Origin of the sequence: Methanospirillum stamsii, from assembly GCF_003173335.1 — an archaeon.
GTDB classification, from domain to species: Archaea; Halobacteriota; Methanomicrobia; order Methanomicrobiales; family Methanospirillaceae; genus Methanospirillum; species Methanospirillum stamsii.
Genome location: NZ_QGMZ01000010.1, coordinates 163,284 through 182,315, shown reverse-complemented (window position 1 = coordinate 182,315; position 19,032 = coordinate 163,284). Strand labels below are relative to the sequence as shown.

The 19,032-nt window shown below is 39.0% G+C and carries 17 protein-coding genes; 7 read left to right on the top strand and 10 right to left on the bottom strand.

What is annotated here, in order from left to right; translation table 11 throughout:
• Both DLD82_RS18205 and DLD82_RS05110 read right to left on the bottom strand, forming a co-directional pair.
• The gene (locus tag DLD82_RS18205) at positions 1–102 is read right to left on the bottom strand and encodes a type II toxin-antitoxin system HicA family toxin (protein ID WP_146199700.1); all 102 of its coding nucleotides are present in this window, start codon (positions 100–102) and stop codon (positions 1–3) included.
• Between the two features lie 45 nt (positions 103–147).
• A complete protein-coding gene (locus DLD82_RS05110; protein ID WP_109940027.1) occupies positions 148–345 on the bottom strand; it encodes a type II toxin-antitoxin system HicB family antitoxin in 198 nt (65 codons plus the stop codon).
• Positions 346–700: 355 nt separating this feature from the next.
• Between DLD82_RS05110 and DLD82_RS05105 the strand changes: the two genes are divergently transcribed.
• Positions 701–961, top strand: a complete 261-nt coding sequence (locus DLD82_RS05105) for a hypothetical protein (RefSeq protein ID WP_109940026.1) — start codon at positions 701–703, stop codon at positions 959–961.
• Between the two features lie 277 nt (positions 962–1,238).
• Here DLD82_RS05105 and DLD82_RS05095 read toward each other — a convergent pair whose 3' ends face one another.
• On the bottom strand, positions 1,239–1,739 hold the full coding sequence (locus tag DLD82_RS05095) for a HEPN domain-containing protein (protein ID WP_109940024.1): 501 nt from the start codon (positions 1,737–1,739) through the stop codon (positions 1,239–1,241).
• Positions 1,717–2,043, bottom strand: a complete 327-nt coding sequence (locus DLD82_RS05090; protein ID WP_109940023.1) for a nucleotidyltransferase domain-containing protein — start codon at positions 2,041–2,043, stop codon at positions 1,717–1,719. The genes DLD82_RS05095 and DLD82_RS05090 overlap by 23 nt, the downstream gene beginning before the upstream one ends.
• Before the next feature lie 124 nt (positions 2,044–2,167).
• On the opposite strand from DLD82_RS05090, the gene DLD82_RS19525 reads away from it, so the two are divergent.
• The 4 genes from DLD82_RS19525 (at position 2,168) to DLD82_RS05070 (ending at position 3,598) form a co-directional block, all read left to right on the top strand.
• Complete coding sequence (locus DLD82_RS19525; RefSeq protein ID WP_109940022.1) at positions 2,168–2,446, top strand: antitoxin family protein; 279 nt, start codon at positions 2,168–2,170, stop codon at positions 2,444–2,446.
• Positions 2,447–2,596: 150 nt separating this feature from the next.
• Positions 2,597–2,893 (top strand): nucleotidyltransferase family protein, encoded by a 297-nt coding sequence (locus DLD82_RS05080; protein WP_181391263.1) that lies wholly within the window; start codon positions 2,597–2,599, stop codon positions 2,891–2,893.
• Positions 2,894–2,917: 24 nt separating this feature from the next.
• Complete coding sequence (locus tag DLD82_RS19520) at positions 2,918–3,250, top strand: HepT-like ribonuclease domain-containing protein (RefSeq protein WP_109940020.1); 333 nt, start codon at positions 2,918–2,920, stop codon at positions 3,248–3,250.
• Positions 3,251–3,361: 111 nt separating this feature from the next.
• Positions 3,362–3,598 (top strand): antitoxin family protein, encoded by a 237-nt coding sequence (locus tag DLD82_RS05070; protein WP_146199699.1) that lies wholly within the window; start codon positions 3,362–3,364, stop codon positions 3,596–3,598.
• Positions 3,599–3,854: 256 nt separating this feature from the next.
• Here DLD82_RS05070 and DLD82_RS05060 read toward each other — a convergent pair whose 3' ends face one another.
• The 6 genes from DLD82_RS05060 to DLD82_RS05030 form a co-directional block, all read right to left on the bottom strand.
• Positions 3,855–5,459 carry a tetratricopeptide repeat protein gene (locus DLD82_RS05060; RefSeq protein ID WP_109940017.1) on the bottom strand — a complete coding sequence of 535 codons (1,605 nt, stop codon included), beginning with the start codon at positions 5,457–5,459 and terminating at the stop codon, positions 3,855–3,857.
• A gap of 632 nt (positions 5,460–6,091) precedes the next feature.
• Positions 6,092–7,333, bottom strand: coding sequence for a DUF4114 domain-containing protein (locus DLD82_RS05055; RefSeq protein WP_146199698.1), 1,242 nt, complete (start codon positions 7,331–7,333; stop codon positions 6,092–6,094).
• A 9-nt stretch (positions 7,334–7,342) separates the two neighbouring features.
• Entirely contained in the window at positions 7,343–7,801 is a 459-nt protein-coding gene (locus DLD82_RS05045; RefSeq protein WP_109940014.1) for a type IV pilin N-terminal domain-containing protein, read from the bottom strand.
• Between the two features lie 3 nt (positions 7,802–7,804).
• Positions 7,805–8,650, bottom strand: a complete 846-nt coding sequence (locus tag DLD82_RS05040) for a type IV pilin N-terminal domain-containing protein (RefSeq protein WP_181391262.1) — start codon at positions 8,648–8,650, stop codon at positions 7,805–7,807.
• Between the two features lie 250 nt (positions 8,651–8,900).
• Positions 8,901–9,575 carry a type IV pilin N-terminal domain-containing protein gene (locus DLD82_RS05035; protein ID WP_109940012.1) on the bottom strand — a complete coding sequence of 225 codons (675 nt, stop codon included), beginning with the start codon at positions 9,573–9,575 and terminating at the stop codon, positions 8,901–8,903.
• Complete coding sequence (locus DLD82_RS05030; protein ID WP_146199697.1) at positions 9,575–11,197, bottom strand: hypothetical protein; 1,623 nt, start codon at positions 11,195–11,197, stop codon at positions 9,575–9,577. Before DLD82_RS05030 ends, DLD82_RS05035 begins: the two co-directional genes overlap by 1 nt.
• Before the next feature lie 849 nt (positions 11,198–12,046).
• On the opposite strand from DLD82_RS05030, the gene DLD82_RS05025 reads away from it, so the two are divergent.
• Entirely contained in the window at positions 12,047–13,234 is a 1,188-nt protein-coding gene (locus DLD82_RS05025; protein ID WP_109940010.1) for a response regulator, read from the top strand.
• A 12-nt stretch (positions 13,235–13,246) separates the two neighbouring features.
• The gene (locus DLD82_RS05020) at positions 13,247–19,027 is read left to right on the top strand and encodes a hybrid sensor histidine kinase/response regulator (protein ID WP_109940009.1); all 5,781 of its coding nucleotides are present in this window, start codon (positions 13,247–13,249) and stop codon (positions 19,025–19,027) included.
• The last annotated feature ends 5 nt before the right edge of the window (positions 19,028–19,032 follow it).

Below are 19,032 nucleotides of genomic sequence, written 5' to 3'. Positions count from 1 at the left end.
TTATATTTCATGACTTCCTTTGGCATGCCTATCAAATTCGTATCCGGCTTTTCTGAGTTTTTTAACAAGGTCACGGGTTGATATGCTCGGAATAATGCTCATGCCCGATTCTCTATTGGTATCGACATTTGAGTTACCTGGAAGTTATCATGTGATATAATCAGGGAGAGGATCACCATGTTCGATACACGATTCATATATTTTTCTGGCAACATCCTGAGCTATTTCCATAGTTTCTGCAATGGTTCGTCCTTCAGCGATTAATCCCTGAATTACCTCACTGGTTGCTAAATATGTTCCTTCTTCGAGTTTTTTTATCGTTATCGGAATCAAGTATTTCTCCATATCATAGTATTAGTAAGAGAATTATTATGATACTTCTTAAGGCCGAATATCATAGATAAATCCACCAATTTCATGATTATTGTGTAATTTGGCATGAAAATTATTATGTGCGTTTTTTCGATGACCAATTTTTAAAACAATTAACTGTAGTTCATTGTTGGATATTTTAATAATAATTCGGTATTCACCTGAACGCAATTTATAATGGCTTTCATGATCTATCAGGGGTTCACAATACTTGTCTGTCTTTTGCAATTATTAAGAGGTCAAGATTAGATTCATCAGTAGTATTGACAAAGTACGAAAATGGCCTAATAGTATAAATGGACCTAAGGGGAATTAATTGTGTGTAAATATGAATGCAGTGAAGGGTGCAAATAGACCTACTGAAAAGATCCTTGTATCAGTAGAAACAAAGCGTGAACTAATCCAGATAAAACAACCTGGGGAGAGATATGGGGATGTTGTGGCACGATTATTGGAGGAACGTAAAAAAAATGATTATCTTTCTTATTTAAAGAGTCTTGCAGAAAATGGAGACTTTGTAAGCCTGGATACTGACATAGAATATAATCAAATCAGGAAAAAGGTGGCAGGAACTGAAACTCGAGATTGAAAGAAAGGTTTTGGAATATATCAATAGCCTTCCTGATAAAGATAGAAGGATAATTAAGGAACATCTTGTTCAACTTGAAGATCCTGTTACTGCACGTGATGTTGAATTGTTACGTGATGGAATCTGCCGAATGCACATTGCACATTCATATACTGCATTTTTTATAATATTTCCAGATTGTATTAAGATTTTAGATGTCATGACTATTGAGCAGGCACATAAAAAATATAAGCGATTTTGAGATGGAATGATTGTTTTTTACTCATTATCACTGATTTTATTCATCAACATTCTTTTCAAACCAGGTTTTTACCCGGTCAAGTACCTTATCTGTGATTTCGAGAGCTGATACAGCAGCAGGTCTGGTGAATACATCTGCCGGAATACTATCCGGAACAGCATTTGGATACCTTGTCGGAATATATAATCCGTCAAGTGGTGCAGCTTCGGGCCGCAAAGTCAGATAATCTGAATCATACTCTCCACATCTGTGAATGAGTTTGTTTATCGAACGGCCGGTAACAAGTTCTTCTCCCTGGGCATAGAGATATGCTTTTAATGCTTTTTCTGTAATTTGTTGTGCCAGAAAACAGACAAGGTGAAAACATTCGGCATCAAAAAGTGCTTGTGCTCCTTTTCTGTCTGCTTCAGCCTGCATAAGCCAGCGAAGTCCTTCTTCATGGGGTGTATTTTCTTTAATATCTGATAAAGCAAGAGCTGCATCATGATCGGCAAATGCAAGCTCCAGGAATCTCTCACTTTCTTGTTGCTGATTCATAGATTATTTTTCCCTCTGAAAGAGCCCAATATAATACAGTCCCCGGAACTGGTTTTGATGCCTCATCTTCACTATAAACCAGAATATCTACCCCTACCCCTGGTGCAACTCTTCCGATTGCATTCCGATAGGTAACCATTTTTCTTCCTCTTTTTTGAATATCTTTTACAATGACTAAAAGATCAAGGTCAGATTCCTCGGTGGCTTCACCTCTGGCATATGATCCAAAGAGAATTATTTGTAAAGGCTCTTCTACGTTTAATATTTTTTTTGCAGATGTCTGAATTTGCTCATCAGAGAGCATATGATATAATATGTGTCCACATATGATAGGGTTTATCTTGAAAATATAATAATATCAGTAACACCGTTATCAATGAAGAAAAAGATTTTTAAAATTTCTTGAAAAGAGAGCACAGCTACAAATTATGAAATTACAATTGAATCAGATCATTCATACTGGTGATAAACGAATAAAATATACATGTGCTTGTTTCTATCATAAGATAAGAAATATGACTCAATCATTTGAATGCATATATGATGGAGAAGTCTTCCGTCCCCTTGAAAAAATAAATTTAAAAAAGGGTGAACGATTTACTGTTCATATTGAATGTCATCACTCTTTTGATCCGATCAAACTTAATATGCCAATTACAGATGATACCATTCAGTCATTGCGGAAAGAGTCTTGGACATCTTTTTAGATATATTCGATATATTCTTCTCCTGATCATTCTCTGCTAACAGAATTAATAAAAAAGGTTTTCTCCACTCATCATCGTATTATCCGTAAGAGCCCCTTGTATTGATATTTATTAACGACAAAGTTCTGAATGATCTATATGGAAAGTTCTGTGATACTCGATAAAGATAGCATCATTAAGACTTTGCATTCCCTCACTCCTGAATTACATGCAGTATACCGGGTAAAGAAGATGGGTTTATTTGGGTCATATGTATCCGGAACGGCGAATGAATCGAGCGATATAGATGTTCTGGCAGAGTTCGAAGATGGGGCCGATATTTGGGATTTATCCGGATTAAAAATAAAACTCGAGGTCGTTTTTAAAAAACCCGTAGATATTACAACTGTTTCAGGTATCAGGCCGGATATGCGAGAGTCAATCCTGGCAGAAGTAGCATATTCATGAGAAAAACCATTAATTGGCTGTTAGATATGCTTAGAAGCTATTGATCGTATCGAGGAATTTACTTCTGGCTGTTCTTACGATGAGTTTTGTCGGGATTTAAAGACCATAAGTGCAGTTCGTGATCAACTTATGATAATTGGAGAATCGGCAAAGAACATTCCAGATGATCTTAAGAGTAAATATCCTCAAATCCCTTGGGAAGGAATGGTCGGTTCAAGAAACATCCTGATTCATCAGTATTTTAGGACCGATACAGAATTGTTATTTTCAAATGTTCAAAGAGCAATCGGAGATGTGAGAAATTGTCTGAAAAAAATAATTTCTGATATAGAGGAAACAAACAGTGGTGATCTATGATCACTGAGCTCTTTAACATAAAAAATTAACAACTGGAAAGAACCATGAAGAGTCGGATATTTTTTTCTATTTTCGTAAGTATTTTATGAATTTAAGGACAAATGCATGGTTATGATAAAGACAATTCGTGCACATTATACTGGTTCTGTTTTCAAACCTATTGATGAAGTAGATCTTCAAGAGGACATTGATGTTACTATTTCAATAATCGTTGATGACTCAGATAAATCAGAAGATCTTTGGGATATTTTGGATAGAAATACTGGCATTGTAGATGGTCCACCAGACTGGTCCTCAGAGCATGATCACTATATTCATGGAACTCCAAAAAAAGAAATAATGGAGTAACCATTAATCTATGAAAAATTTCACTGCTGAATCAATATTTATTGATACTTCTTTTTTTATAGCACTTATGAATGAATCTGATCAGTATCATATGATTGCAAAAAAGTTTTCGAAAATTATTCGAGTGAACAATCCTTTATTTCTAACAGAAGGAATTATTTTAGAACTTGGAGATGCATTCTGTAAAAAAAGGTCCGGAAGTCATTTTGATTGTCTCTATAAGTGACGTAGTTATTTTTGCATCACAAAAAAAAAATTATCCTGATATTATTTTCTTAAATTTATCTTCTGCCTCTGTTGCTTCTTTTTCTTTTCCCTGCATCCGGTATGCTTCAATGAGAGCCGGATAAATTTCAGTGACCTTGCTTCCGGGTTTTTTCAGGAGTTTTTCACAGATTCCAATGGTCCGTTTGGGATACCCGGACTGGTTTAAAAATCGTGCCAGATGGATCATGGCATCTTCTTCAGAAAATCCTGCCTGAATTGACCGATTAACAAGGTCGAGACCTCTTTTGATATCCTTTCGCAGAAGGAACTGGTATCCTTCCAGGAGATAGGCATATTGGTTTAGTTCTTTTTCTTTGAACATGGGAATGAAGTCTGTCATCTCATCCATCTTTCCAAGGTTTCCGGCAAGATATAATGATACGCCTGATTCTGAAAGAAGTCTGCCCTCCCTCATGTTCCCGGTGAGGAATTCAAAAGCTTTTTCATCCTCTCTTTTTTCCATGAGTTCATCCAGTGTATCATACAATTCTTCCTCCGGGTCATCATAATTCCAATCCTCACTCCGGGGGTTTTCCCATAATCCCGGAAATTTTCTGCTCTGTTCAATGGTTTTACTTCGTATGTCCGGATTATTTCTCTCCATCTCATCCATCAGGGACGGTATGATATCTGATATTCCGGTATCCTCCAGGTGATATAACATTTCAAAAACCTGACATTCATCTCCGCCGGTCTCTGTCTGCAGGGTTTTAAGAAATCCGGGCTTATTAATGGCGTCAGTGTGCAGTGATTCTATCAATCGGTTTCCAATGGAATATTCGGATGTGTATTTTTTTATATCATTGAGACAGGTATGCAGGCGAAGTGAGATTGAAGGATCTTCGACCGGCCTTACATTACATAATTTTGTAGCAAGAGCAAATCCATTATCACCGACAGCTTCAGCTACCAAAAACCCTGGTAATGCTTCATATGGTCCTTCATTATCCAGAGTCTGATAGATATTATCGCTGATGCCCTCAAGGTAGATCTTTATAAAATCGACAAAGAAATAGAGTTCGACCTCATAATTTTCCCGGATACCATATCGCTGTAATATTTCCAATCCGGTGATTACTTCCCGCATAGGGAGACCAGAGAGGCATGAATATTCATCCGGATATTCCAGGACATCGTCATCAATGGTAAGATCGGTAATTTCTTCAGCTTCGAGTATTTTGTTCCAAATGGTAACTGCTTCATCTTTTTTGTCAAGTGTTCCGGCAGCGATGAAAGCGATAAGGAGGTCAACTGTTGTTTCCTGTTTTAATATGAGGGAAGAGAGAAGATCTTTTATCTCCTCCTTTCTTCCCATTGCACCCAGATGTCCGGCTAAATTGAGCTGTAAATTCGGATGTTTTTCCAGGATATTTTTTTGAGAGATGAGATCGATTGCTTCTTCGTGTTCACCAAGCAGGGTCAGCAATGATTCACGTGACTTCAGAATACAGTAATCATCCGGATGCCTGGTCCCGAGGTTGGTTATTTCAGTATAGATGTCCAGTAATTGTAAATCTGTAAGTTTTTCTCCGATGAGGTCAATTCCGTCACTGGATGAGCATACGTTGTCAAGTTCGCCAAAGAAAGTAACCATCAATAGTAATTGTATGTCCGGAGTAATGATTGTTGAGAAATTACATTGGTGAACTTCAGTATTACTTAAAAGAGAGATATACTCTCTATTTTTTCAATTAACCTCTTTTTATGGGAATATTTTTTAAAAAACCAAAAAAAGAGCCCACAATTTAGTTATTATATGGGCATTGGGGTAATAATTGTATTATGGGCTTTAATTTCAATTTGGAAAGATATAATGGAGTATTTTATGGTCCGGGGTGTCAATGTGAGAAGAAAAATATCAATCACGGGAGAGTCAGGTTTTGGAAATGCGTTATCCGGGTTTTTTTCACGAAAATGAAAGGAATGATTATTTTTTGAAGGTAATTTGGGGGTTAAATTGCCATAGGGTGAATTTGTTCATGCAGATTTAAGATTTATACTATTTGTGGCGGTATTTCTTAATCTATTAAGTAATTTCGAACTATTTTTTGTGCTATCCTGGCTGATCACAGGTCCCATTGAAATATGGCCCGGAAAACGATTCGGTAGATTGACGGTATGCCCGGATCCGGGGGTGAGGCATATAAATATTGACAGAGTAAATGAGGGGGGAATAGCGTTTTGATATGGTACCAGTATTACTAATACTCAAAAAAAAGAAGGGATTTAACTAGAACATTGTGAACATTCGTCACTTGGACAGAGAGGAGTAGTCTTTTTACATACTCCGGAAGATACCCATGTGCTACCGAGTTTCCAATGAAGTTGTGATCCTCCGGTGTTTCCTTTACTGAATGGACTTGTCCAGAATGGTGCATTAATCGAAGAATTTACATAGAATATATCTGGTTGACACCGATATTCCTTGACTGGGTCAGTGTTTCCAGAAGCGGTAAATTCATTCCATGGTTGATCAGAGTCACCGCCCTTTGTTTTGGGTAGAATTTCCCAATTATCTACTGTAGTGGTATAAGAAAATTCTGCAACACATGAACCCGTACCCATTTTTTGTCCATGTGAATTAGTCGTATAACATTGGCACATGCCCTCGTATTCTGGAATTATCGCTGCACTTTCATCAATTTCAGTTTCTTCTTCAGTATCATCCTCAATCACACACTTATCAATACTACCACTCACATAAAATTCAACATCATTGTAATCTGGTTCTCCAGATTTCCAGTCCTTTTTCAATAAATCTTCATAGGAAACTAAATATTTGTGGTAAGTTCCTCCAGTCGTATTATTGAAGAGTGTAATGGCACCGTGTTCTTCTCCATCTGGATTTCTTGAGGCTGGTCCGGTATAATATGTTTGATCATCACTCGTTTTGGTTGTTCCCATATCTGCAGTATCTGCAAATTTTAATTCATCACCAACTTCAAAAGTTCCCAGACTCCAGGTTTTTCCCAAGGGATCGCCGTATGATTTAGGATCTCCTTTTGTCCAGCCTAATGCCTGATATCGGGGGCCGGCCAGATAAAATGTGTTCTTATATCCTGCTTTAGAAAATGCAAATTCAACAATTATTTCTGAAGTGTTATCCAACACACACAATGATTTTCCTACACCTGTTATATTAACTGGAACTTCTGTAGTTGCAGTTGGTAATGGAGTAGGTGTTGGTGTAGGTGTAGGAGTCGCTGTTGGTGTTGATTTCCCTAGATTTGTAAAACTTTCAGGATCCGGATTCTTTTCATCATCGATGATTGCCTGATAGTCAGCAACTGATCCCGAGAGAGATGCAGATTGAGAGACATTTCCTATGTAAATATCCATTCCAACAGGTTTCCCTAGTCCGGTGTTTGTCTCGGATCCAGCAATTCCAATAACTGAAACTGCAATCATTAGTAAAATCAAAGTACACCATTTGTAATTGATTTTAAGAAATCTGTTCATTTTTTTCACCTTTTCAAATCATTTTTTTATCAGATATTCAATTATAATCGCGTCACCATTGGTCATTATTACTTTTTTATTTCCATTAATTATCGATTCAAAATCTATTGACTTATCCTTAGAGGGATCTTTCCAGCAGATTTTATCTCTTGAGAGCTCAGAAAAATCTTCGGCATAATAAAATCTGCTTGGATCTACTGGGATTCCTGTCTCACATCGAGTCTTATTAGCATACTCAGTATTCAAAAAGTACGTTAATTTCTTAGGATCAAACGTATCTCCTCCTTCATGCCGGACAACAATCGCAAAATATGATCCATTACAATCAATGCATGAAGAACTCAAAACGGCTTTCTCCTTTGCCTGTGGAGGAGGAGTTGAAGTCATAAAAACTGTGACAATTCCAATTCCTGTGATTACTATTGCAACCAAGAGGATTGCTCCAACAATTTCTGATACAGCATGTTCTTTTTTCATGATCTACCCACATGATGCTTTTGCACTTTTTGATCTATTAAGTCGCCAGACTACGCTTTTAGAGAATTTGACCGTGATGATATCTTTCCCTGAACCTGAGGAAGTAAATACTTCCTGAGGAACTACTGTACTGACTCCATCAAAGTTATTCCAGGGTTTTCCTGTCTCATGAACAGGAATAGAAACCTTAGTTGATGTTGTGTTATATGTAAAGTAAGCGGTACACTTATCCCCAGAACAATCATCCTCACAACCGCTAGTATTAGTCTTTGTTGGACTAATAAGAACTGGAATCAGTTCACCAGTTGGATCATTACATCCCCACGGATTATTTTCTTTGACACAGGGACTCTCCCGGATTTTATCCGTAAACTCTGCCCTGGACATTGTAGATTTAAATGGATAATATCTTGTATCCAAACCTGCGGGCTCTGAATTACTATTAAAAATAAACCGTAATGTTTGTCCGCTTTTCCACATATCTGAAGTAGTCCAGTTTTCTCGTCCTGATAAACTACTACTACCAATACTAGGATACATACAATCTTCAGGTGTGCCTTCGTATACCCAGTCTGGATCATCCATTTTTTCTAGTTTTCCATCTTTTGTCTGAAGGAAGAACTGAAGTTTTTGTCTTTCTAATGTTTCACCACCACCATGGTACATAATAATTTCATAACTGCTGTAGGGATCACACTGTACACAATAGGAACTAATTGACGCCTTAGGGGTTTCCTCAGGTGGTGGTGTAGAAAGTAAGATCACCCCGAGTATACTCATGCCTCCTATTACAACGCCGATCAGAAGGACTGCCCCAATTATTTCTGATACAGCAACATCATGCCTCATACTCATACCCCTTTGGGCAATGATTGATATTCTTGTGAAGACTTATAACTTTGGAGTGGGTAGAAATTACTCCGATGCAATATACTAAAATAATATTGTTTATCCAATGGTGTTCAAAAAAAAAAATTTCAATAATAAAGCCATTGAATTGCTTTTTGTAAAAAAAATAAATCTATGTGAGTAAAAATTTAACTGAAAAATGTTACCGAAAAATAAAAATAATAATTAACTCTAAAAAAAATTTAAATAATTATTCTATATCAGTTCCAAATTGATTCATAATAAGATTAACTTTTCCCCCTGATGGAAGGGTATAAACAATCATAACGACATCAATCGGCTTCCAACCTGATGGGTTTCGTATACGGAAGGAATCCCCATTTTCAAAAAAACTTGTAGGTGAGGGCGTGGACTCTAGGTTGATAAAATATTCACTCTCAAATTTTTTTAATTGCCAGGTAAATCCTGATTTACCCTCATCAATAATTATATTACCATTCACTACAACACTTAAATCTTCTAATTTTAGGGAGTCTCCACCATTGTGACAGAAATAGAGAGTTTTACAATCACTTATATTCGAGCAAATCGGTTTTAAGCAATTTTCCATGCACTGAGAAATTTTGTCTTGGTATCCATCATTATTTAAATTTGTATTGAGTGAATAATCTCTCCATTTACAATCATTTTCACAAGTTTCATTATCAAAGGGTTTACAATTAAATGACCCACGAGTACACGGATATTCTTCCATACTAGGAGGATCTGCTACATTGCTGCAGGCAATACTAAGAGAAACACGAGGAATTTTTTCCGGTACAAGAGTTGGGATGTATAACGCTGCAAAAATGCCAAATGCAGCAACCAAAATGCTGATAAGTAATATTGCGCCAATAATCTCTGATACAGCTTCTTCAAAGAACATCAGAGTGCACCACTTTGCATGACAAGTGATAATTCTGATTCTGAATAATCTAGAATGAAATCTTCACATTTCGAAGGTTCTGAACAGGGATTTTCAAGATAGTCTTGTACTTTCCCCATACACCCCCCATATTCAGTGCTTGTGGTATTTGGTGGGCAAGCCAATTTTAAGCTATCAACATTTTGCCCTATTACAAGATTTGCTGAAAAAGGAGGAGTAAGAGGGACGCTATCATCATTTATATAATCTGTACGAAAATTATATATCCATGTACTATAAGTTCCAATAATTGGGCTTAATTCTGAATTATCTGATAATGTTTTATTTGTAATTGTTTTTATCTGATCAAACCCTCGTTTCCAGAGTATTGTGGTTTCTCTCATTCTTTTAATTTCATCTTCAGTAAGTTTTCTTGATTCTCTGGATGATGCATTGATAATTCGGGGATCATCTGGGAGAAACTGAATCCAAATCACCTTTGCATTTGGTTCTTCGTTATCCTGCATCTTCCACAGTGTGACATTGGTTTGTTCTGTTCCGTAGTTTGATGTAATTGATGAAATATTTGTTGAACCGTTGAAAAAATTTTGGTTTATCTGATCAACTTTAGAAAAAATTTGTGCACTGACTGAACCGCTGATATCTTCAGTATCTGTAATTCTGATATTGTTCACACTGACCTTAAGATTATAATCCGTCGTTTCAGAAGTGATATTCTTAAAGGGAGTTAAAGCAATTGACGGTATCAACATAACAGAAGACCCTCCTGTTGGTTGAATTAAAAATAATCCTCCCATTTCATAAAACAGGTTTTGGTTAACCCAATATCTGTTCTTAGAATTATATTGAAATGACCCAATCCTTGGAGGAAATTTTCCAACTTTTGACATTATTGTATGAGGTGAATAAATCATCTCCTCATCTCGGTGAATAAAAGAATACTCTGTTGAATTATTGGGTATAATATCATTATCTTTCAGGATATTGTAAGTATAATTTTTTCCAAAAGTCAGGTTTTCAATAATTGTTTTTTCAGCAATATAATTCCTTGAAGTAGAATTATCGAGAGTTTCTAGAACAAGATCATATTGAGGAACCATATTAAAGGAAATATTTGCCGTAAAATTTGACATATTTATAATTTGATCGACTGACCATGTTGGTAGAGCTGTTGGAGTGGGGATAATATAGATAGGGTTTGTTACAGTAATTGTCCCCGGAGTATTATTCATTGAATACCGTTCTTTAATGGTAAAATTGTAACATCTATCTGAAATACACTTTGGATTTTCAATATTACTGGGTAAACACTCAGTTTTGGATATGCAATTAATTTCTAAGATTGGATTCGAAATTGGGGGTGTAGAATATTCAATATCTGAAATATCCATCATACTCCCATTAACAGAAACCATCAGAAAATCATTCTGTTCATTCACCATCAAAGTCCCGGTTGCTTCAATAAACGAACTAAGAGGCATAATACTCAGAGCTCCGGATCCAACGGATGATAGTGTTCCCAGTTCAAAAGACCGGGCAATTGGCAAATTTATCTTATTATTAATGATTAATCCGTCGATATCTGCTTTCAGCCCGATAAATTCCTGGGTAATATATTTCATATGAGAGATTTCTGCATCTCTTCCCTGAATCGGGACTACATACAAGAGGTACATTGAAAATAAAATAGTTAGCAGGGCTACTATCATTAAAAACCCAATAACTTCTGATAGCGCCTGCTCCCGTTTCACTCCCCCACCCCGAATATGATACTTATATCTCTCAAAGTTCATGAAACTATTGCCAACACAAAGTCTCATCAAATACGACCGGACATCAAAAACTCTCCCTCATAAAAAAACGCACCTTCCCAAACCATTCCACATACATTCCGGTTAAATATCCGGATTACCCACACAATCCATTCCCGTTATTTACCCGGACTCCTTGAATCACTCACCACAATATCGCCAATGCCTCGGTCATAAATACACTCAGACCCGGGGGCTTACTAATATCTCTGAACCAATGGTTTTATTATCCCATAATCTAACTTCTCTCTTTAGAAGATAGCATTACCGTACAGGCATCAACCGTACTGCTTCCCTGATGCTATGTTCCCGGAGAGAGATGAATTTTGCAAATAAAAAAGCCATATCCAACCAAATATCCGTAAATGTTTCCTGTTTATCCCGGAGATTATTTCCGGTCTCATCACCTCGTGAATCTCACAGGGCACCTGATCGCTCTTTCATTACCTCCTTTTTTTATCAAAATAACTCGATAATAGCCCAATTATCTCGGATAAAAATACTTCACCCCTGGAATTTCTCAATACAATTTATCTCCGGACTCTTGTCACTAAAAACCCGCTTATATCTAATACTATCTTTCATTCTCCTGGCTTTTTCCGCGCAAGGTCTGATTATCCGGATACCCGGATCATTCTTGAAACCATATCCGGATGCGAAATGTCAGTTTCACCGGAGGCAATGATGAGTAAAAAGAAAAAATCCAGGTCCGATTTACCGGATAATAATGGATTAATCCTGGTGGTAGAGGACTCACCGGCAACCATCAGTCTTATCAGGGCCACTCTTGAAGAGGCGGGATATTATGTGCTCATTGCCACATCCGGTGAATCAGCATTGGACCGGATAAGAATACAGATTCCAGATCTCATTCTTCTTGATGTAATGCTGCCCGGAATGGACGGGTATGAAACCTGTAAGAAGATAAAAGCAGAAAAAAAATGGACAGAAATTCCGGTAATCTTCTTATCCGTCCTCTCTGACCCGGAAGATAAAGTCATAGGGTTTCAGGCCGGAGCGGTTGACTACTTAATCAAACCCTATTCTGCCGCAGAACTTCTTGCCAGAGTTGACACTCATCTGAAGGTATCGCGGCTGCATAACCAGGTAATCACATACTCCCGGGAACTTGAAGAACGACTGGAAGAACTGGACACATTTACTTATCTCGTATCTCATGATCTGAGAAATCCAGTCCGTGCTATTGATGGATTTGCCCATCTCCTCTCGTCATCAGATGCAATCGGGCAATCAGAGGACTTTACTCATTACCTTGATAAAATCCATGAAAATGTTCGCATCATGGATCAGCTTATCGAAGACCTCCTCCGGATATCGCGTATCTCCCGGATACAGATAGACGATAAAGAAATTAACATGAAAAACCTGGCTGCATCGGTAGTTCAGGAGATAAAAAAATTATACCCCTCCATACCGTTTACCGTAACTATTGATGATATCCCTCCTGCATCTGGCGACCCTCATTTAATAAGGCAGGTCTTTGTAAACTTGGTTTCAAATGCGATGAGATTTTCAAAATCACAAAAAATCCCTCAAATCACCATCGGGCACGAGTTATCCGGCTCAATCGGAGAGTATTATGTGAAAGATAATGGTATCGGGTTTAACATGCAATACGCAGAAAAAATCTTTGAAATTTTTTTTACTCTCCCCTATTCTGATGATTATGAAGGAACCGGTGCCGGACTTACCATTGTAAAGAGGATAATCACCAAGCATGGCGGAAAAGTTCGTGCAATCTCAAAAGAAGGTTCAGGATCCACTTTTTTCTTCACCCTGAATGAGGATTCATCTGATGACTTGAGGTTCTCTGCCCTGCCCGGATGAAAGGGATTGATTATGAAAAAAGAGGGGTTCATCCGGATATATCAGGGAGATGAAACATCCATCTATCAGTATAAGGATCCCCGGAGTGGAGAAAAACAGGTATATAAAATTTTAAACCGCTCACATGACAGCGAAGGAGAGAATGCTCTTCTTCATGAATATGAGATTTGTAAAAACCTTCCTTCTCCTCCGGTAAGAAAAGTCTTTTTTAAGGATGTCACTGAAGGCCGGAGTGAACTAGCCTTGGAATATATCGAGGGAGAAACACTACTCTCTCTTGCAAAATCCGGAAGACTATCTACAAAGGAATTTCTCTCTCTGGCCATTAAAACCGCCACAATGGTTGCCATCTTACATGACAATCATACCGTTCACGGGAACCTGACCGGAGATAATCTGATAGTGGAGAAAAAGACCGGAAATGTCTGGATAATAGACTTTGGGTCTGCTGTCATCTCACATGAAGAGATAGAAGCTGATCATTCCCATCCGAAGGGATCTTTTACCCACATGGCCCCAGAACAGACCGGAAGGATGGACCGGGGATATGATGCACGAGCCGATCTCTATGCCCTTGGTGTCACCTTTTATGAGATCCTGACCGGTAGATATCCCTTCACCGGTTCCTCCCCGCTGGAACTGATTCATTGTCATCTGGCAAAAACATCGGTTTCCCCTTCAGAAATTGACTCTGCTATTCCTGACCAGATCTCTGCCATCATCATGCATCTCCTGGAAAAAGATCCTGATAGTCGGTACCAGTCAGCAAGCGGATTACTATTAGACCTGCAAAAATGTCTCTCTGAACTCAATCAGACCGGAAAAATTTCATCATTTCTACCTGGAGAGAGGGACTCTGCCGGGATTTTGTCTTTTCCTAAAAAACTCTACGGAAGAGAGCGTGAGATTGATCAGTTAAAAGATATAACCGGTCAGATATCCGAAATAAAGCAGGAATTAGTCCTGGTAGCAGGGTATCCGGGTATTGGGAAAACTGCTCTGGTGCAGGAGATTCGTCCCCTCATTCGTAAAGCCGGGGGATTTTATGTAAAAGGAAAATATGATCAGTTCGAAGAAAACAGGCCCTATGTAGCCTGGATACAGGCGCTCACAGATCTGGCAAACCAGTTTCTTATATTGGGAGACGAAGAGTTACAAGAGATATCTTCCCGGATAATGAATGCAATTGGAAATAATGGCAGGGTTATAACCGATTTCGTCCCGGACCTTGAAAAAGTAATCGGTAAACAGCCAAAAATTCCTGATGCCGGTGGAATAGAGGCCAGAAACCGGTTTAACTACGTATTACAACGGTTCATCGGTGCGGTTGCGACAGAGCAGCATCCACTTGTTATCTTCCTTGATGACCTGCAATGGGCTGATGATGCATCATTAGATCTCCTTGAAACTCTCTATGCAAATCCGGGAATTCCTTTCTTTCTTGTTATCGGAGCGTACCGGGACAATGAAGTGGATGATTATCATCCCCTCCGGAAAAAAATTTCGGTTCTTTTCAAATCAGGAATCAAAATAACAAATATCACCCTTAAGAAACTTGAAAGATCCTCGTTAGACAGGATGCTGGCAGATATTTTCCATACCACAAGAGAAGATATAATCCCTCTTTCTTCTCTTATTTTATCAAAAACCGATGGAAATGTTCTTTTTGTAAGACAGGTGTTATCCAGCCTTATCTCACAGGAAGCAATTACTTTTTCAACCGTAACTCAACGGTGGAACTGGCAGATCCGGGCGATTGAGCAGGCAGAAATCTCAGATAATGTGGTGGAGGTGATAACGTCAAAGATGAAGAGCCTTCCGTCTGAAATCAATCGTTTATTACCCTACGCTGCATGTATTGGAAACCGGTTTGACCGGATAATACTGAGAAAAATCACCGGAGAATCAGAAGAAACAGTCTCTCATTTTATTCGTGAGTCGGTTCAGAAAGGATTTATTGTTCCTGTCGGGAGTAGCTACCTCTTCTCCCATGATCGTGTCTACCAGGCGTCATATTCCCTGCTACCTCATACAAAAAGGCAGAAAATCCACAAGGTAATCAGTGATTATTACCTTCAAAACAGTTCTGAACCAGAGATCCGCGAGAATATCTTTGAAATTATCCGGCACATCTCATTATCAGAAAAAACCGTAACCGCTGAAAAAGAAAAAAGAGAGAGGGTGAATTTATACGTAACTGCCGGAAAAAAAGCCAGACTTGAGACTGCCTACCAGTCAGCCCTGGAATATTTTCGCAGGGGTATTCTTTTACTAAATGAGAGGAGTTTTAAGAGTGATTACCATCAGACCCTTGAATTATACAGTAGTGCAACGAATGTCTCTTATCTGACCGGTCAGTATGATGAGATGACCAGATATGCATCAGTCGTTCACCAGAATGCAGTAAATATCCTTGATAAGGTCCCGGTAATTTTAACCGAGATTGATGCGTTAGTGGCACAGGGAAAAATTCTTGAGGCAATTGATTATGGGTTTGGATTTCTCGCAGGATTTGGAATTATTATCCCACAAGACCCTTCAGATAAAGAGATAGAAGAGCAGGTTCAAAAAACTCTTACCCTTTTATACACCATCGGACTTGAAAATATTACCTCATTGCCTGAAATGAAAAGAGAGGATATTCTTGCTGCACTTCAGATTATGACTCCACTTGGATTTCTTCTCTATTCAACAGCACCACGAAGATGCCTGATTCAGTCATCACGAAGTTGTGAATTAACCTTATTATGGGGAAATTCGGTAATGGCACCGCAGGATTACCTGGGGTTTTGTTGTGCTTTGATGATGATTCAACAGGAGATGAGAACAGCTTATGACCTTGCAAAAGTCGCGCTTCATCTTGCATCAAAAACACCGGTTCACATAACAAACAGCCTGATAAAAGATATTTTTGGCTGTATTATCCAGCCCTGGTATGAACCGCTGAAAAACACCGTTCAGACGTTAAAAGAAGGAATGGCTAATGGGATTGAGTCCGGTAATTTCACCTATGCCTCTCTTAATGCGGTTCATTCATGTCCTGCAGCAATTTACTCCGGAGAACGGCTTTCACTGGTACATGAACGAATCAGGAAAAACCTGGAGACAATCAACCGGTTAGAACAACCTCACTTCACCGGCTGGTTGATGAATTACCTTTTTGCTATCAGGTACCTGACAACCTTTGACTGCTTAGATCTCTTTGATGATTTTGATGAAGAATCCTGGCTTGAATCAGCAATTGAAACGGAAGATTATCATGGTCTGTCTATTTACTACCTGACAAGGCTGATGTGCTGTTATGTGATGGATGATGAAATGGCCGGAAAATATGCTGTAGAGATCATCCCGTACAATTCCGCGATACAAGGCTCATTTGCATTGCCGGTATCCTTATTCTATTCATCTCTTGCCCTTTTGAAGTATGGGAGTGGCGACAACACCGAAATCTCTGACATGGCTCTTATTCATGAAAACCAGGAACAACTGCAAAAAATGGCTGAACTGGCTCCGATGAACTATCAGCACAAATACTCTCTTATTCAGGCTGAATTGTGCCGAAATTCCGGTGATACCTGGAACGCTGCCATGTTGTATGAATCAGCCATAACCGGTGCAGGAAAGAACGGGTTTATCCAGGAAGAGGCACTAGCATGTGAATTGGCAGCACTGTTCTATCTCTCATCTGGTATGGCAAACATCGCCGGAACGTACATGACTCAGGCGTATGACCGGTATATCCAGTGGGAAGCGTTTTCAAAGGCTAAACTTCTTGAAGAAAAATATTCAGCCCTCATTACTATCCGGACCCTGCCTTCCTCCTCTTTATCCCTTGATTCAGTCTCGGTTATGAAAGCAGCCCAGACAATCTCCCGGGAAGTGGATTTACACTCTCTCCTGACTACCATGATCCAGGTTCTCATCGAGACAGCAGGTGCAGAGCGGGGTCTTTTGATCTTAGAAAAAGATGGAAAATGGTTTATTGAAGCATATGCCGATCTGAATTCAGAGCCACAGGTATTACAGGGTCTCTCTCTTGAATCGTATCCGGTTCCCTCTTCAATTATCAGTTATGTCATCCGGACCAAAACGAGGCTGATTCTCTCTGACGCATTTCAGGAAGGCCAGTTTGTATCGGATCCTGAAATAGTAAAAAATCACGTTCGTTCTCTCATCTGTATGCCCTTAGAAAGCCGGGGAGTTATCCGGGCAATTCTGTACCTGGAAAATAATAAACTAGGAGGTGCCTTTACCCCGGAGATCACTGAAGTCCTGGAGATTTTATCTGCCCAGGCTGCAATTTCTCTTGAAAACTCCTGGTATTATGATGAACTCATCAGGTACCGGGATCACCTGGAAGATCTAATACAGGAACGGACAAATGAACTGAAATTAGCAAAGGAAGAAGCTGAAGGGGCCAACCTGGCAAAATCTGCTTTTATTTCACGTATGAGTCATGAACTCCGAACACCGCTGAACGCCATTTTGGGCTATTCTGATCTTCTGGTACACCAGGGGAAAATTACCAAAAACCAGGCTGAACAGATTGGAATCATACGAAAGAGTGGGGAGCACCTCCTGACACTCATCAACGATCTCCTTGACCTTGGAAAAATTGAAGCCGGAAAGATGGAGTTACTGACCGCTCCGGTAAATCTCAACCAGGTAATTACAACGGTAATCAATATTACCCGTATCCGGGCCATGGAAAAGAACCTCCATATTCTTATCGAATCACATACTCCTCTGCCGGATTTTGTTCTTGCCGATGAACGAAAGATAACGCAGATTTTTATCAATCTTTTGAATAATGCTGTCAGGTATACAGAGGAAGGCGGTATTATTGTCCGGACAAGTTATGATTCATCCGGCATATTCCATTTTGAGGTTGAAGATACCGGAATTGGTATACCTCCTGAAATGCAGGGAAAAATCTTTGAACCCTTTGTTCAGGCTTCTTCAAAAGAACAAAGAAATGGAGGAGTGGGACTTGGTCTTTCAATAACAAAGAAACTTACAGACCTGATGGGAGGCAGAATCTGGTTTCGGACGAAAGAAAGGAAAGGCACCATTTTTTACGTTGAACTTTCTCTGCCGGAGACGGAAGGCAGGGACCGGGTATCTGATATACACTCAGCAATTTCCGGATATACCTGGGATACCATCAGGGTAATGGTGGTAGATGACAATTATGACAATGCAAAACTTCTTGCTTCTCTTCTTGAACCTCTGGGTTTTACCGTAAGTATTGCAAATGACGGGTCTGATGCTCTCCGGTTATCAAAAGATATCCGCCCTGGTCTTATTCTGCTTGACCTGGTAATGGAAGGATGCGATGGTCTTATGGTAATTGAAGAACTCCGGAAAGACTCCTCATTTGACCGGACAAAAATTATCGGACTCTCTGCAACGGTCTCAGATGACTCACGAAAAGACCTGTTCAAATCAGTTTCTGATGCCTTTGTAGAAAAACCGGTGAATATCCCTCTTTTGATGGAGACTATCGGAGATCTGCTCAATCTCACCTGGATATATAAGCAGCCGGAAAAAGAGGGTGTTGGCACTACCCCGGAATCTTACCTGGTCCCTTCCAATGATATTCTTGAGTCATTATATCAGGCCTCCCTGAAAGGAGATTATCGCAGGATAGAAAAAACGCTGGATGACATCGAACAAAAAGATTCCGGATATACTCCTTTCTGTCTGAACATACGAAAATTCGTATCAGGGTATGAAGAGGAAAAAATGCAGACATTTCTTCTGGAGATGAAAAAAATATCTGAAAAAACGTAAATTTC